This window comes from Kitasatospora sp. NPDC001261 (assembly GCF_042896795.1).
Classification (GTDB): Bacteria; Actinomycetota; Actinomycetes; order Streptomycetales; family Streptomycetaceae; genus Kitasatospora.
The window spans coordinates 52,036-67,762 of the sequence record NZ_JBIAXP010000039.1 but is presented as its reverse complement, the minus strand read 5'-3'; the positions used below and the strand labels follow the sequence as shown (position 1 = coordinate 67,762).

Genomic DNA, 15,727 nt, shown 5'->3' with positions numbered 1-15,727 from the left:
CCGGGAATGTGTGTGGGCATGCGTTGGTCTGCGCCGTTCTGCCGAGTCATGTGCTGATAGGGAAGGCATGTGGAGCGTAGCGTGACCAACTCACTGCAAAGCGCTACCGCCACTCGGTCGTCCCCCGATCCGGTGGCGTTCGCACACCGGATCCGGGCGACGGACAGCAGAACCGGATCGGCAGGTCAGCCGGGCGGATCCGACATGCGTTCCCTCTACCCAAACGTGTTCCCGGTCCCAGCGCTCACCTCCTCCGCACCACGCGCCAGTGCGCGCCGTGCCGCTCCACGTAGCCGAGCGACCCCAGCTCGTAGAGCCGTTGCAGGACTTCGTCCGGCGGGAGGCCGGACTGCCGGGCCAGCCGCTCGACCGGCGCGCCCTCCGCCGTCGCCGGTACGGCCTCCAGCACCCGGGCCACCGCCGGCTCCAGCAGGTCGCGCGGGAGCACCGGGCCGCTGCGCTGCGGCGCGAGGTCCTCCCCGATCGCCCCGATCAGCTCGGTGATCTCGGCCGCGTCGGTGACCAGGGTGGCACCGCCACTGCGGATCAGGGCGTGCACCCCGGCGGAGAGTTCCGAGGTCACCGGGCCCGCGACACCCATGGTGTGGCGGTTGAGGTCCCGCGCCCGTCGGGCCGTGCTCAGGGCACCGCTGCGCACCGCCGCCTCGACCACCACCGTCCCCCGGGTGAGCGCCGCGATGACCCGGTTGCGGAGGACGAAGCGGAAGCGGTTCGGGTGCTCCCCGGGCGGGAGTTCGCTGACCAGCAGGCCCTGGACGCCGATCCGCCGGATCAGTTCGGCGTTGCCCTTGGGATAGGCCACGTCGACGCCGCAGGCGAGTACGGCGGCGGTCGTCCCACCGACCGCGAGCGCCCCACGGTGCGCGGCCGCGTCGATCCCGTAGGCGGCTCCGGAGACGACCACCCAGCCGCGCTCGGCCAGTTGGGCGGACAGCTCCCCCGCGACGTGGGCGCCGTAGGCCGTACAGGCGCGGGAGCCCACCATCGCGACCGAGCGGAGCGCGAGCAGCCGCAGCGAGCCGGTGCCTGTCACCCAGAGCCCGATCGGGCGTCCGTCACCCAGGTCGTCGAGTTGGCTGGGCCATTCCGTGTCCCCCGGAATGATGAACCGCCCACCGACGTCCCGTACCCGATTCAGGTCCATCCGCGGGTCCAGCCCCGGGAGCCGCGCCTGGTACCCGGACAGTCGGGTGGCGTCCAGTCCCGGGTGGTCTGGCACCGTCCCGTCCCGGATCGCCTTCACCACGTCGACGGCGGGAAGTTGAGCGAGCCATCGACCGACCACCGCGTCGCCCGGCTCGCTGAGTCGGCCGAGCAGCACCCGGGCGAGGCGTTCCGGCTCGGTCTCGGTGGTGGCCCCGGGGCCGGGCCCGGCATCGGAACCACCGGGAATTCGAGGTTGTCTCAGCAACTGGTTCATGCCTCACCCTTCTGGTTTCGCGAACGCTCGTCAGGCGCCTCGGACTCCCCGGACAAGTCGCCGTCCGGGCTGGCGCGCTGGGCCGGGATCCCGCCGAGCCGCCCGAAGACCCGCTCGGTCAGCGGCAGTCCGTGCTCCACCCCGGTGCGCAGGACCAGGGCGGTGCGCACGTCCCGTTGGTCCGGCCGGTCGCGGCCGGCGAGGTCGGCCACCGTCCAGGCGACCCGGAGCACCCGGTCCAGCCCCCGGGCGGTCAGCAGCCCCCGCTCCAACTGCCGTGCGGCGTCGTTGAGTGCGCCGGCCGTGAGCTGCCAGCGGGTGCGCAGCTCGTGGCCCGGGACCTCCGCGTTGGTCCGCCACGGGGTGTTCGCCAGCCGGGCCGCCGCCCGCTCCCGCGCGGCCAGCACCCGGGCCGCGACGGTCTCGGTGGTCTCCGCCGTGGTGTCCCGGTCCATGAGCTCGACCCTGGTCACCGGGGCCACCTGGACCTGGAGGTCGACCCGGTCCAGCAGCGGCCCGGACAGCCGCCCCTGGTAGCGGCTGACCATGGCGGGGGTGCACTCACAGCCCTCGCCCCGCCGCGAGTACCGGCCGCACGGACAGGGGTTGGCCGCCAGGCAGAGCAGGAAGCGGGCCGGGAGCCGCAGTGATCCGGCCGAGCGGGCGATCACCACCTCGCCCGACTCCAGCGGCTGGCGCAGCGCGTCGAGCACCCGGACCGGGAACTCCGGTGCCTCGTCCAGGAAGAGCACGCCCCGGTGGGCCAGCGAGACCGCTCCCGGTCTCGGCATACCGCTGCCGCCGCCGACGATGGCCGGCATCGTCGTGGAGTGGTGCGGGGCGCAGTAGGGCGCGGTGTCGATCAGTGGGCGCCCGGCCGGGAGCAGCCCCGCCACCGAGTGGACGGCGGTGACCTCCAGCGCCTCCTTCTGGGTCAGCGGCGGGAGCAGCGCGGGCAACCGCTCCGCCAGCATCGTCTTGCCCGCGCCCGGCGGGCCCTTCAGGTAGAGGTGGTGCCCTCCGGCCGCGGCGATCTCCAGCGCCCGTCGGGCCTCGTACTGGCCGGCCACGTCCGCCATGTCCAGCCGGGCCGCCCTGTCGTCGGGCAGGCCCCGCACGCCGGCGCTGGGCAGCATCAGGCCGGCCATCAGCGGATCGGGCCTGCCTCCGATCGGATCGGGCGGCTCCTCCGGTGCCGCCGCGCCGGTCAGGATGGCGACGAGCTGGCGCAGGCTGCGGACGCCGATCACCGTCACCCCGGGGACGAGCGAGGCCTCGGGTGCGGTCTGCTCGGCGACCACGACCCGCTGGTACCCGGCGTCGGCGGCGGCCAGCACCGACGGCAGCACCCCTCTGACCGGCCGCACCCGGCCGTCCAGCCCCAGCTCGCCGATGATCAGCAGGTCGGCGATCGCGGAGGGGTCGAGCCGTTCGGCGGCGGCCAGCACGGCACAGGCCACCGCGAGGTCGAAGCCGCTGCCGCTCTTGGGCACCGAGGCGGGGCTGAGGCCGACCGTCAGCTTCCGCTGCGGCCAGGCCTCGCCGCTGTTCACGACCGCGGCACGGACCCGGTCGCGGGCCTCGGTGAGCGCCTTGTCGGGCAGGCCGACCAGGGTGAACGCGGCCACCCCGGGCTCCAGATCGGCCTGGACCTCGACGATCACTCCGTCGACGCCGACGAGCGCGACGGAACAGGTACGGGCGAAGGCCATCTCAGACCACCCCCCGCAGGTGGTCGACCAGGGCCGCACCCCGCGCCCGGTTGACCACCGCGACCAAGTCGATCCGCACCCCGCCCGGTGGGGCGGGAGGCCACTGCGGATCGGTGGGCCCCGGGTCGTAGCCGGGGCCGGCCAGCCGGGCGAAGTGATCGGGCCAGCGCTCGGCCATCCAGCGCTCGGCCAGGCGTTGCAGCCGGGCGGCCTTGGCCCGGTCGATGGCCTCGGTGGGCTGCTGGAAACCCCGCTCGGAGCGGGTCTTCACCTCGCAGACCGCCACGATGTCGCCGTCGAGGGCGACGATGTCCAGCTCGCCCTCGGCGCAGCGCCAGTTGAGGTCCAGGATGCGGAGCCCGGCCTCCGCGAGGCGGCGGGCGGCGACCCGCTCCCCGTACCGGCCGAGCCCGTTCCTGGTGCTGCGGTCCGGGATCGCCCGCGGGGCCTTCCCGGCTGCGGCCGTGTCCGGTACGGCCTGGTCCTGCACGACGGTGTGCTGCATGGTGACCACCTCCGCCGAGGAGGCTGCCCCAACGCGCACGGCGAGGCCCGGGAATTCCCGTTCCCTGTGGATAACTCGGACCTGTGGACAACTCCTGTCACCCGCAGGGGTGAGAAGCCCCGTTCCCGCGAAATTCGGCTGGACAACGCGGGACGGAGTCGTCCAACGTCAGTTCCCGAAGCCGGACTCGTCCGAGGGCAGCTCCAGATCGCTCTTCGCGAGTTCCTCGATGTTCACGTCCTTGAAGGTCAGCACCCGGACCTTGCGGACGAACCGGGCCGGCCGGTACATGTCCCAGACCCACGCATCCGCCATCGACACCTCGAAGAACACCTCGCCCTGGACCGAGTGCACCTGCAGCTCGTAGTCGTTGGTGAGGTAGAACCGTCGTTCGGTCTCGATCACGTACTTGAACAGGCCGACGACGTCCCGGTACTCCCGGTAGAGCTTGAGCTCCATCTCGGTCTCGTACTTCTCGAGATCTTCGGCACTCATCCAGGCGTCCCCTCAACTTGTCACGTCCACCCATTGTGGACCACCGCACCCACGGTCAGAGCCGTACCGGATCCACCGGCGGGCCCTCGACCAGCAGCCGCTCCAGGAAGTCCGCCAGACCGACCGGATAGACCGTCTCGGCGGTCCCGCTCAGTTCCTCGACCGTCCACCAACGCGCCGCGAGCAACTGGGCGTGCTCGTCGGCGCCCATGCCCGAGTGGTCCAGCACCGTCTCCGTGGTCCGGGCCAGGTGGAACCACTGCTCCTGCTCGTAGCGCTGTCCCTGAAAGGAGAACGACACCGTGCCGTACGCCACCAAGGGCCCCAGGTCCACACCCCGCAGGCCGGTCTCCTCGGCGAGCTCCCGCTCGGCGGCCTCCCGCACGTCCTCCCCCGCCTCCAAGCCTCCCCCGGGCGTGAACCACCACGTCTCCCCCGGAGTGGCCGGGTCGGCCCCCAGGAAGAGGAGGATGCGGTCCAGCCCGTCCAGCAGCAGGATCCGCGCCGCTCTGCGGCGCCGTGCTGTCATGGCGGCGCTCCACGCTCCTTCCGTTCGCATCGGTGGCGTTACCGATCCTGCCACCCGGCGCGGTCGTCCGGGGCGATGTTCGACAGAGCGGCCCGCGGGGCGACGGCCCCGATCAGGAGCTGCGCCCCCGGAGCCGGCGGGCCAGACCCGCCGCCCCGCCCACCGCCGAGGTCACCAGGATCAGCGCCGCGCCCGCGACGGCGGCGTAGGCGGAGGGCTCCAGCGGCCCCGGCTGCGAGGCCTTCGGGCCCGCGAAGCCGTCGAAGTCCGTGACCCGGTCGAGCAGGCCCGTCCGGCCGAAGGGCAGCACGGTGGCCTCGACCCTCGCCTCGACGGCCTCGGCCGGGACGGTCCCGCCGTCCACCTCCAGGTGGGTGCGGGAGTCCAGCGAGCCCACCCGGTTGTCGCCGAGCAGGAACAGCCGGCCCTGCGGCACCGTCACGCTGAACGGCTGGCCCTGGCCGCCCTGCGTCGCGAGGTAGGGCTCGTCCACCGGCTGCCCGTCGACCGTCAGCCGGTGATCGGCCCCGCTGGTGGCGACGGTGTCCCCGCCGACCGCGACCACCCGCTTGACCATGAGTTCGCCGCCCCAGGCCTGGTCCCGGAAGACCACCACGTCGCCCCGCCCGATGTCGCCGCCGCCGACCTTGCGGGCGAGCACGGTGTCCCCGACGCGCAGCGTCGGGTGCATCGAGGCGGTGGGGATCTTGTACGGCCGGTAGTCGATCGCGATCAGCGCGAAGCCGCCGACCATCAGCACCAGCCCGAGTGCCAGGGCGACGCCCTGCAGCACCGCGGCGGGCCGACGGCCCGCACGGGCGGGCGCGGTCGGGTGGTCGGCCGTCTGCTCCACGACACTGCTCATCGACACCGTCCACCTCTGGCCGACCGGAGAACATCACTGGCACGCCGGAGGCTCGGGCGGAAAAGCCGGCGGGCCGTGGCACGTCCGAGCAGATTACTCGTCGGTACCACGGCCCGCGCAAGAGCCGGGGCCAACCCGGCGGAACACGATCCGGTGGAGCTCAGGACTCCTTGCGGCTCTCCGCCCGGCCTCGCACCCGCCGCACCAGCGGGAGCAGGGCGACGGCCCCCACCGCACCGGCCACGGGGGGCGCCATCGGCGCGGCCGCCGCCAGGCCCTTCTGGTCGAAGGTGTCCGGCACCGGCAGCGTCGACCAGTGGCCGACCGGCCAGGCCACCACGAAGGCACGCCCGATCACGTTGTCCACCGGGACGGTGCCGCCGCCCGGCTGGTCCATGTGGAAGCGGGAGTCCAGCGAGTTGGCGCGGTGGTCGCCCATGACCCAGATCCGGTCCTTGGGCACCTTGACCGGGCCGAACGGGTGGTCGCCGCACGGGGTGTTGCCCTGGTAGACGTACGGCTCGTTGAGCGCGACGCCGTTGACCTTGACCGGCCCCTCGCCCTCGCACTCGACGGTGTCCCCGCCGACCGCGATGACCCGCTTGATCAGGTCCTTCTCGTTGGCGGAGGGCATCAGGCCGACGAAGCTGAGCACGTCCTGCACACCGCGGAGGAAGGAGTTGCTGCTCTGCTGGGTCGGCTCGTCGCTCAGCCAGCCGCCCGGGTCGTGGAACACCACGACCTCACCGCGCTCGGGTTCGGCCCCGAACCACGGGGTCAGCTTGTCGACCAGGACGCGGTCGCCGACCTGCAGCGTGTTCTGCATCGATTCCGACGGAATGGAGAACGCCTGGACGAAGAACGTCTTGATCACCAGCGCGAGGATGAGCGCGATGCCGACCAGGATCGGCAGTTCCTTCCAGAACGAGCGCTGCTTGCGCGGCTTGGACGGAGCCTCCGACTCCGAGCCGTCCGCGGGCTCGGCCTCCGCGTGCTGGGAGCCCGGGGAGTCCTCCGACCCGGCACCGCCCTGCCCGTCGGCGGTCTGCGCCGCCGCGTCCTCGACCGAGGCCGAGGAGGCCGCGGACTCGGTGGACCGGTCCGCCCGACGGCCTGGGCCCTCGGGCTCTCCGGCGCCTGATCGGGCGCCGATCACCAAATCCCCCACAACGTCTCCTCCCTGCTGTGCGGACGCCCGCGCGCCCGCGCTCAGAGTGCCGCACAGCGGGCACCACGCTCACCACGACCATGAACGCCTCAGGGCTGCCCACCGCGGACTCCCCTGACACCAGCACAGCCTCGGCCCGCGACCAGGACCACTCCCGGCCGCACCTGCACTTCTCTATCACTCCAAGGCATCCGGCTCGCGGTCCCACACGCGAGGCCCGTCCGGTCGGCGGCCGGTGCGGCTCACTCCGGAGGCCGCCCCGACCGGCGAACGACGAGCGGAAGGATGCCCAACACCCCCATAACGAGCGGCGGTTCCGCAGGAACCGGCCCAACGCCCACCGATCCCGCGGCAGTTCCGCCAGCCTGCGGCATCCGGGCGAGAGAGGAGAGTGAACCGGGCGCATCGAGTTGATGGAAGCGGTTCAGCGGCCAGGCGGTCACGAACGCGCGACCGACCACGCCGCTCAGCGGGATCGTCCCCTGTCCCGGATTGCCCATGTGGAAACGGGAGTCGGCGGAGACGTCCCGGTGGTCACCCATGACCCACAGCCGCCCCTGCGGCACCTGGATCCTGAAGGCCTGCCGGGACGGCGGGTTGCCGGGCGCGAGGTAGGACTCCTCCACCGGGTGGCCGTTGACGCTGAGGCGCCCCTGCGCGTCGCAGCACTCGACGGTGTCCCCGCCGACGCCGATCACCCGCTTGATCAGGTCCTGCTCGTTGTCGGAGGGCAGCAGTCCGACGAAGGTCAGCACCTGCTTGGCCGCACCCAGCACCGGGCCGTCCTCGGACGGCTTGCGGTCGCGCTCCAGCCAGCCGCCCGGGTCCTTGAACACCACGATGTCGCCGCGCTGCGGCTCACTGCCGAACCAGGGGGTCAGCTTGTCCACCAGTACCCGGTCCCCGATCAGGATGGTCTGCTCCATCGAACCCGAGGGGATCACGAACACCTGGACCAGGAAGGTCTTCATCACCAGCGCCACCAGCAGGGCCACCAGGACGATCATGGGCACTTCGCGGACCAGCGAGCGCTTGCGCCGACGGGCGGCCTTGCGGGCACTGCGACGGCGCTCGGCCCGGCCGCGCGCCGACGGGGCCCCTGCCGGTCCACGGCCTGCCGCGCCTTCCTCCCCCGGTCCACCGCGCACCGGACCGGCCGAAGCCGGACCCCCTGCGGCCGGTCCCCCCGCAGTCGGGCCAGTCGGGCCTCCGGCAGCCGGGCGGTCGTCGAGCCGCCCCCTACCCCTGGTCCCCATGACCGCCTGTCCCCGCAGTCGCGGCGAAGGCCGCGGGCCGGTCCAGGCTGGTCCAGCGCGAGAACGGGTAGACCACCCAGTCCGCCCGGCCGATCACCTTCTTCTCGGGCACGAAGCCGCCACCGGGATCGCCGAGGTGGTCGCGGGAGTCCCGGGAGGCGCTGCGGTGGTCGCCCATCACCCACAGCTTGCCGGCCGGCACGACGATGTCGAAGGCCACGCTCGACGGGTCGTCGCCCGGGGACAGGTAGGAGGTCTCGTCGATCGGCACGCCGTTGACGGTGATCGGCGCGCCCGGCCCGGTGCTGGTCACCCGGTCCCCGCCGACGCCGATCACGCGCTTGACGTAGACGGTGTCCCCGGCCGGGGCCAGCCCGAGGTCCTGGGCGAACGAGCGCAGGCCGTCCCAGAAACCGGGCGGCTTCGCCGACTCGCGGAGGAAGGAGCCCCTCCCGTCGAAGACCACGACGTCGCCCCGCTGGGGATGGCCGCCGAAGGCGTAGGCGAGCTGGTACGCGACCAGCCGGTCGCCGGGACGCAGGGTCTCCTCCATCGACCCGGAGGGCACCGAGAAGGGACGCGCGACGAAGGCGTTCACCAGCAGCAGGGCCGTCAGGCAGATCCCGACCAACAGCAGCAGGTCCCGCGAACGCGAGCGCCCGGGCTCCTCGTCCTGCTCCGACTCGTCCGACCCGTCCGACTGGCTCGAGCCGTCGCCGCCGGAGCCGCCGGTCCGCTCCGGGCCCTCGGCCTGCTCCAGTACCTCAGCGTGTTCAGGCCCGTCGGCGCGCTCCGCGCCGACGACGCCACCCCCGGAAACGACCGCGGACCGCGACAGCGAGTCCGCACCGGTGGGTGCGGGACTGCCGTCGCGGTCCGCGGGTGGTTCGTGCGTGCTCATCGGGGGGTGAGCTTACCTTGCGGCCACTCGGCCCCCTCAGAGCGTTCCGATCCCCCGGCGAGGCCGGGGGCCGGTGGATCAGCGGTCGCGCTTCTCCTTGATCTTCGCGGCCTTGCCGCGGAGGTCACGCAGGTAGTACAGCTTGGCGCGGCGAACCGCACCGCGGGTCACGACCTCGATCTTCTCGACGACCGGGGTGTGCACCGGGAAGGTGCGCTCCACGCCGACGTTGAAGCTGACCTTGCGAACGGTGAAGGTCTCACCGATGCCGGCGCCGTGGCGGCGGATGACGACGCCCTGGAAGACCTGGACACGGGAGCGGTTGCCCTCGATGACCCGGACGTGAACCTTCAGGGTGTCACCGGCGCGGAAGGCCGGGATGTCGCTACGCAGCGAGGCCGCGTCGACAGCAGCGAGCTTGTTGCTCATGTTGCTCTCCATCGCAGGCGCCACGGGCCGCCCACGGAAAATCGTCACAATGGGGTTCGCTGCGGGCCGCATCGGCTGACGGCGATCCCCCCGTGGCGAGGGCGCCGGTCCACGTGTCCCCTACAGGAGGGAACCAGCGACAGACAGCAGCCGCCTATTCTTCCACATCAACGGCCGTGGACCGAAATCGGCCGAGCCCCTCGTCCCAGGCCAGGCCGAGGATGCTCAGCGCCTCGCGCTCCTTCTTGTCGAAGGCGCCGTACTGCCAGCGCTCGACCAGGTCGGGCCGGTTCGCCAGGGTCCGGGCGAAGGCCTGCTCGCGGCGCCAGCGGGCGATCTTGCCGTGGTTGCCGCTGAGCAGCACGTCCGGCACCGTACGGCCGCGCCACTCGGCGGGCTTGGTGTAGACCGGGCCCTCCAGCAGGTCGGCCATCGCGCCCGGCGCGAAGGAGTCGTCGCGGTGGGACTCGGCGTTGCCGAGCACTCCGGGCAGCAGTCGGGCGATCGCCTCGACCATCACCAGCACGGCGACCTCGCCGCCGGCCAGCACGTAGTCGCCGATCGAGGCCTCGACCACCGGCATCCGGGTGGCGGCCTCCTCGATCACCCGGCGGTCGATGCCCTCGTACCGGGCGGGGGTGAAGGCCAGCCAGGGGCGCCCGGCCAGTTCCTGGGCGAGCTCCTGGGTGAACGGGCGCCCGCTCGGGGTCGGCACGACCAGGGTGGGCACCTGGCCCTCGGGGCCGCCGGCGACCACCGCGTCCAGCGCCTCGCCCCACGGCTCGGGCTTCATCACCATGCCGGGGCCGCCGCCGTACGGGCTGTCGTCGACCGTGCGGTGCACGTCGTGGGTCCATCCGCGCAGGTCGTGGACGTGCACGTCCAGCTGCCCGCGGGCGCGGGCCTTGCCGACCAGCGAGACGTCCAGCGGCTCCAGGTACTCCGGGAAGATCGTGACGACGTCGATCCGCATGCCGCTCTGCACCCCGCCGGACACCGCACCAGTCGACACCGCACCGCTCGACGCCGCCTCGGCGCCGACCTCGACACCCGCCCCGGCGCGCTCCTCGACGGTCACTCCGACTCCTCCGAGTCCTCGCCGCGCTCGGCCGAGGAGGTCCCCGCGACCTCGGCCTGCTCCATGTCGATCAGCCCGGGCGGCGGGGTGATCACGGCGCGCTGGTTCTCCAGGTCAATGGTCGGCACGATCTGGCTGACGAAGGGCACCAGCACCTCCGTCCCGTCGGCCTTCTTGACCGTGAGCAGGTCCTGGTAGGGCAGGTGGACGATCTCGGTCAGCTCGCCGACCGGGGTGCCGTCCAGCAGCACCACGTCCAGGCCGATCAGCTGGTGGTCGTAGTACTCCTCCGGGTCCTCGGGGCTCTCCTCCGGGTCGACCTCGGAGATGAGCACGGTGCCACGGAGGGCCTCGGCCGCGTTGCGGTCCTTGACGCCGGCGAAGCGCAGCAGCAGTCGGCCGCTGTGCACCCGGCCGGACTCGACGGTCAGCGGTCCGGTCGACGCGGGGTCGGTGAGCAGGACGGCACCGGGGCCGAGCCGGAGTTCCGGCTCGTCGGTGCGGACCTCGACACTGACGTCCCCCCTGATGCCGTGGGCACGGCCGATCTTGCCGACGACGAGCTGCACGGTGATCGTTCTCCTGGAGTTCCTGAGCCGCAACGAAAAGCGACGGGCTGCGAAGCGACGGACTGCTAAGCCATGAAGCGACGGAAATGCTGACGGAAATGCGAAAGGCCGACCGGGACGACATGCGTCCCGGTCGGCCTCACAAGCCCTGACGGCTGAACGAGCAGCGGCGTCAGCGAATGTTGTCCACGTCGACCAGGTCGACCCGGACGTTGCGACCGCCGAGGGCGCCGACCACGGTGCGCAGAGCGCGCGCCGTACGGCCGCCCCGGCCGATCACCTTGCCGAGGTCATCGGGGTGCACTCGCACCTCGATGGTGTTCCCCCGACGCAGGTTGCGCGAGCGCACCTGCACCTCGTCGGGGTGCTCGACGATGCCCTTCACCAGGTGGTCGAGGGCGTCCTCGATCACGATCAGGCCTCGGCGGCGGCGTCGGACTCGGCCTCGGCCTTGTCCGACTTCTTGGCCTTCGGGGTGATGGCGACACCGGTGGTGGCGTCCTCGAAGCCGGCGACGGCCTTCGCGAACAGGTGCGAGAAGTCCTCGACCTTCGGCTCGGCAACGAGCAGCGGAGCCGGAGCCGGCAGGCCCTTGAACTTCTGCCAGTCGCCGGTCAGCTTCAGGATGGCGAGCACCGGCTCGGTCGGCTGGGCGCCGACGGACAGCCAGTACTGGGCGCGGTCGCTGTCGACCTCGATCTTCGAGGGGTTGTAGGTCGGCTGGTAGATGCCGATCTCCTCGATCGCGCGACCGTCACGCTTGGTGCGGGCGTCGGCGACGACGATGCGGTAGTGCGGGGAGCGAATCTTGCCGAGACGCTTCAGCTTGATCTTGACTGCCACGGGAGTGGATTCTCCTGGTGTTGACGTGGGTGAGCGGGCTCGCCGTCGCGTGGGGTTGCGGGGCGGACCGTTCAAGGGACACGCCAGCCGTAGGAGAGAGGGGTCCTGCTCGGCTGCCGAGTACTCGGCTGTCCATTCTGCCACATCGGCGAGAACCGCCTGTACGCGGGACCGGGCTCCCGGTCAGGGCTCGACCGGGAGCCCCCGCTCCCGGTCCAACCCGAAGACATCACCGCTGTCCTGCTGTACCGCTCGTTCCGTACTGCTCGTACGGCCTGTACCGCCTGTACTGCCCGGTACTGCTACCGCCTGTCACCGCTCACTCGGCGCTGCCGCCGCTGCCGGTACCGCCGGCCCCGCGTGCACCGCCCGTACCGCTCCACTCCGCTCCGCGCCGCCCATCCGGCCGGACCGCTGCCCGCACAGCAGCCCGTCGGGACGTCGACCGCTCAAGCGACGTGAGCGGCGTGAGCGACTTAAGCGATCTTGAACGGCTGCTGGCACGCGCCGCAGACGATGGACGCCTGCGCGAGCACCGAGGGAACGACCCGGACGTTGCGCCCGCACCCGCAGACCGCCTTGACCCGCACGCCGCCCCCGGAGGAGCCGTGCCGGGCCGCCGGACCGCGGAAGGCGCGCGTCGCGCCGTCGCCGGCCACCGCCTCCTGGTGCGCCCCGAGGGCACGGTCCAGGCGTTCGATGGTCTCGGCGTACCGCTCCTGGGTCTCCTTGAGCATGGTCACCTGGGAGAAGCCGCTGCTCGCGTGCGGCTCGACCGGGTGCGCCAGGCCCAGCTCGGAAGCGAGCATCAGGAAGCGCCGGTTGTGGTAGCGGCCGGCGCGCGAGGTGTCCCGGATGTCCCGGGCCGCGGCCAGACCGTGGGCGGCCTCGTGGAGGAGGCGCTCGAAACCGAGCCGCGTCCCGCAGGCCGAGGAGGACTCGCCGATCAGGGCCTCGGGCGAGGCCAGATCGGGAAGGTCCTGGTGGTAGGCCTGGATGTCACTCCAGGCGGCGGCCAGTTCGGCCGCGAGAACGAGGGGCTGTGTCGTGCTCACGCTAGACCAACGATGGAGTGCGAGCCGATGTTCCGCATGTTCTCGTTCCCGGGGAATTCACAGGGAACTCCCAGGAATGCGAGGCCGCGCGCGAATTGCGCGTTCCGGATCTGACGCAAGACCAACCCCCTGCCGGTTTGGGCCCGTCGCAACGTCGGCGGGCCTGATGAATTCCGTCCGGGGGGCGGGCTGTCGCCACCCAGGACGTACGGCCCGTGGGCCTGCCGGATTGACAGGGCCACGGGCCGTACACCGTACCGCTATTCGGTTAATACCGGGAGTTGACCGGCCAGTAGGGATGTCCCCCGCGGGGACGCACCGGAACAGTTACCGGATTCTTACCCATCCGCATTCCGGGCAAATGTCGCCGGTGCCGGTCATTACCCGTGGGCGACCGGCGTCCGGCGGACATCCACCGGACATCCACCGAACACCGAACGGATGTCAGTACGCCCGGGCGACGAGCGCGACATTGCCTTCCTGGTCGTCCGCCAGCGGCACCGAGCCGTCGGCCGCGACGATGCAGCGGACCGTGACGCCCTGCTCGGCCAGCTTGGCCTCGCCCTCCGCGCCGAGGTCGGCCCAGGAGATCCGGCCCCAGCCGGTCGCGGCGGCCTCGATGGCCTCGTCGATGGTCTTGACGTCGACCGTGCGGGACTCGCGGCGCTCGCGGGACTGGCGCAGCAGCAGCGCCTGGTCCTCCTCCAGCACGCCCGGGAGCAGCGCGGCCAGGGCGTCGATGGAGACCGGCTCCTTGCCGCCCGGGATGCGGCGGGCCAGCATCGCGGTGCCGTTCTCCAGGTCGCGCGGGCCGACCTCGATGCGCAGCGGAACGCCCTTGAGCTCCCAGTCGACGGCACGGCGGCCGAACGGGGTGTCGGTGCGGTCGTCGACCACGACCCGGATGCCGACGGCCTCCAGCTGGGCGCCGATCTCGCGGACCTTGGCGATGACCGCGTCGTCGCCCTTGATCGCGAGCACGACGGCCTGGACGGCGGCCAGGCGCGGGGGCACCCGCAGGCCGTTGTCGTCGCCGTGGGACATGATCAGGCCGCCGACCATGCGGGTCGAGACGCCCCAGGAGGTCTGCCAGACGTACTCGCGCTCGGCGCCCTGCAGCTGGTAGGTGGTGTTGAACGCCTTGGCGAAGTTCTGGCCCAGCTCGTGGCTGGTGCCCATCTGCAGCGCCTTGCCGTCGCCCATCATGCCCTCGAGGGTGAGGGTGTTGATGGCGCCGGCGAAGCGCTCCTTGGCGGTCTTGCGGCCGAGCACGACGTCGATGCCGAGCACGTTCGTCATGAAGTCGCCGTAGACCTGGGTGTGGATCATCGAGGCGTACTCGCGGGCGTCCTCGTAGGTGGCGTGGGCGGTGTGGCCCTCCTGCCAGAGGAACTCGGTGGTGCGCAGGAAGACGCGCGGGCGGAGCTCCCAACGGACCACGTTGGCCCACTGGTTGATCAGCAGGGGCAGGTCGCGGTGGCTCTGCACCCACTTCGAGAAGTACTCGTTGATGATCGTCTCGGAGGTCGGCCGGACGACGACCGGCTCCTCCAGCTGCTTGCCGCCGCCGTGGGTGACCACCGCGAGCTCGGGGGCGAAGCCCTCGACGTGCTCGGCCTCCTTGGTCAGGTAGGACTGCGGGATGAACATCGGGAAGTAGGCGTTCTGCGCGCCGGCCTTCTTGATCCGCGCGTCCATCTCCTGCTGCATCCGCTCCCACAGGCCGTAGCCGTACGGTCGGATGACCATGGTGCCGCGCACCGGACCGTTGTCGGCCAGCTCGGCCTTGTTGATGAGGTCCTGGTACCAGCGCGGGAAGTCTTCCGCCTGAGGGGTGAGAACGGGTGCCTTAGCCATGGGGCGAATGGTACGGGGCCCGGGGCCCCGGTTTCGAATCGGTATCACCGGGCGGGGGCGCACCACCGCGACACGCGCGCACCACCCTGCACCCCTCTGGACGCCGGGCCCGACCCGCTGTTCGCTGGTGTGGGGCGGGACTTTGGGGGAGCCGTAGCAGCGCACCGAAGGACCGGATGGGAGGCCGCCATGGCTTCAGCTCGCACGACCGGCACGACCGGCACGACCGCACGACCGACGGGCGCACGCCCGCACCACCCGCGGACCGGGGCGGCCCGCCCCGCGCGGGCGCGCGACTGGGCGGAGATCCAGGAACGCATGCTGGTGCCGCTCTACGAGGCGGTCTACGACCGGCTGGAGGTCGGCCCGGCGAGCAGCGTGCTGGGCCTGGGCTGCCGCTCCGGGCTGGCCCTGCTGCTCGCGGCCGGCCGGGGCGCCCAGGTCGCCGGGCAGGAGCCGCGGGACGAGCTGCGCGAGCTGGCCCACGACCGCCGGCTGCGGGTGTGCGCGGGGCCCCGGACGTCGGCGGCCGTCGCCCGCTCGGCCCATTCGCTGGTGACGGTTTTCGAGCAGCTGCCCGGGGCCGCCGACGCCGGGCCGGTGGTCGCCGAGGCCGCCCGGCTCACCCTCCCGGGCGGGCACGTGGTGCTGGCCGCCTGGGGCCCGCCGGAGCGCTGCGAGAGCGCCCCGGTGCTGGACGTGGCCCGGCGGATGGCGGGCCGGACCACCGCGCGCGACCCGTTCGAGCTGAGCGCGCCCGGCGCGCTGGAGGACCTGCTGGCCCCGGCCGGCCTGCGTCCGGCCGGCAGCGGCCGGGTGAGCTGCCCGTTCGCCTACGCCGACCTCGACAGCGCGGTGCGCGGGCTGCTCTCCACCGGCCTGTTCGAGCCGGCCGAGGAGTTCTCCGGGGCCTCGCTGGTGGCCAAGGAGCTGGAGGAGGTGCTCCAGCCGTACCTGCGCGCGGACGGCTCGGTACGGATGGAGAACCTGTTCCGCTACCTGGTCGCCGAACGGTCGCGCTAGG

Annotated in this window: 17 protein-coding genes; 1 reads left to right on the top strand and 16 read right to left on the bottom strand. The window is 72.3% G+C overall.

The window, feature by feature from the left end:
• Positions 1-244: 244 nt before the first annotated feature.
• The 16 genes from dprA to proS all read right to left on the bottom strand — a co-directional run bounded on the left by dprA (position 245) and on the right by proS (position 14,703).
• The gene (gene dprA / locus ACFY4B_RS38315; RefSeq protein ID WP_387975812.1) at positions 245-1,441 is read right to left on the bottom strand and encodes a DNA-processing protein DprA; all 1,197 of its coding nucleotides are present in this window, start codon (positions 1,439-1,441) and stop codon (positions 245-247) included.
• On the bottom strand, positions 1,438-3,153 hold the full coding sequence (locus ACFY4B_RS38310) for a YifB family Mg chelatase-like AAA ATPase (RefSeq protein ID WP_387975809.1): 1,716 nt from the start codon (positions 3,151-3,153) through the stop codon (positions 1,438-1,440). The genes dprA and ACFY4B_RS38310 overlap by 4 nt, the downstream gene beginning before the upstream one ends.
• A 1-nt stretch (position 3,154) precedes the next feature.
• The gene (locus ACFY4B_RS38305) at positions 3,155-3,658 is read right to left on the bottom strand and encodes a YraN family protein (protein WP_387975806.1); all 504 of its coding nucleotides are present in this window, start codon (positions 3,656-3,658) and stop codon (positions 3,155-3,157) included.
• 168 nt (positions 3,659-3,826) lie between these two features.
• Positions 3,827-4,153, bottom strand: coding sequence for a DUF2469 domain-containing protein (locus tag ACFY4B_RS38300; RefSeq protein ID WP_030056781.1), 327 nt, complete (start codon positions 4,151-4,153; stop codon positions 3,827-3,829).
• Between the two features lie 55 nt (positions 4,154-4,208).
• Positions 4,209-4,682 (bottom strand): NUDIX hydrolase, encoded by a 474-nt coding sequence (locus tag ACFY4B_RS38295; protein WP_387975803.1) that lies wholly within the window; start codon positions 4,680-4,682, stop codon positions 4,209-4,211.
• Between the two features lie 112 nt (positions 4,683-4,794).
• Positions 4,795-5,547 carry a signal peptidase I gene (lepB, locus tag ACFY4B_RS38290; protein WP_082345436.1) on the bottom strand — a complete coding sequence of 251 codons (753 nt, stop codon included), beginning with the start codon at positions 5,545-5,547 and terminating at the stop codon, positions 4,795-4,797.
• A gap of 160 nt (positions 5,548-5,707) precedes the next feature.
• On the bottom strand, positions 5,708-6,715 hold the full coding sequence (gene lepB, locus ACFY4B_RS38285) for a signal peptidase I (protein ID WP_375877487.1): 1,008 nt from the start codon (positions 6,713-6,715) through the stop codon (positions 5,708-5,710).
• 242 nt (positions 6,716-6,957) lie between these two features.
• Positions 6,958-7,722, bottom strand: coding sequence for a signal peptidase I (lepB, locus tag ACFY4B_RS38280; protein ID WP_387975801.1), 765 nt, complete (start codon positions 7,720-7,722; stop codon positions 6,958-6,960).
• A 232-nt stretch (positions 7,723-7,954) separates the two neighbouring features.
• Positions 7,955-8,872, bottom strand: a complete 918-nt coding sequence (gene lepB / locus ACFY4B_RS38275; protein ID WP_387975798.1) for a signal peptidase I — start codon at positions 8,870-8,872, stop codon at positions 7,955-7,957.
• Positions 8,873-8,950: 78 nt separating this feature from the next.
• Entirely contained in the window at positions 8,951-9,301 is a 351-nt protein-coding gene (rplS, locus tag ACFY4B_RS38270; RefSeq protein WP_030306736.1) for a 50S ribosomal protein L19, read from the bottom strand.
• Between the two features lie 154 nt (positions 9,302-9,455).
• Positions 9,456-10,274, bottom strand: a complete 819-nt coding sequence (gene trmD, locus ACFY4B_RS38265) for a tRNA (guanosine(37)-N1)-methyltransferase TrmD (protein WP_375877492.1) — start codon at positions 10,272-10,274, stop codon at positions 9,456-9,458.
• A 101-nt stretch (positions 10,275-10,375) separates the two neighbouring features.
• Positions 10,376-10,948, bottom strand: coding sequence for a ribosome maturation factor RimM (gene rimM / locus ACFY4B_RS38260; protein WP_074001521.1), 573 nt, complete (start codon positions 10,946-10,948; stop codon positions 10,376-10,378).
• A 172-nt stretch (positions 10,949-11,120) separates the two neighbouring features.
• A complete protein-coding gene (locus ACFY4B_RS38255) occupies positions 11,121-11,360 on the bottom strand; it encodes an RNA-binding protein (protein ID WP_030056773.1) in 240 nt (79 codons plus the stop codon).
• 2 nt (positions 11,361-11,362) lie between these two features.
• A complete protein-coding gene (gene rpsP / locus ACFY4B_RS38250) occupies positions 11,363-11,791 on the bottom strand; it encodes a 30S ribosomal protein S16 (protein WP_049650397.1) in 429 nt (142 codons plus the stop codon).
• Positions 11,792-12,267: 476 nt separating this feature from the next.
• The gene (locus tag ACFY4B_RS38245) at positions 12,268-12,846 is read right to left on the bottom strand and encodes a hypothetical protein (RefSeq protein WP_049650398.1); all 579 of its coding nucleotides are present in this window, start codon (positions 12,844-12,846) and stop codon (positions 12,268-12,270) included.
• 444 nt (positions 12,847-13,290) lie between these two features.
• On the bottom strand, positions 13,291-14,703 hold the full coding sequence (gene proS, locus ACFY4B_RS38240) for a proline--tRNA ligase (RefSeq protein WP_049650399.1): 1,413 nt from the start codon (positions 14,701-14,703) through the stop codon (positions 13,291-13,293).
• A 189-nt stretch (positions 14,704-14,892) separates the two neighbouring features.
• Here proS and ACFY4B_RS38235 point away from each other — a divergent pair, with 189 nt between their 5' ends.
• Positions 14,893-15,726 carry a class I SAM-dependent methyltransferase gene (locus ACFY4B_RS38235; protein WP_387975795.1) on the top strand — a complete coding sequence of 278 codons (834 nt, stop codon included), beginning with the start codon at positions 14,893-14,895 and terminating at the stop codon, positions 15,724-15,726.
• The last annotated feature ends 1 nt before the right edge of the window (position 15,727 follow it).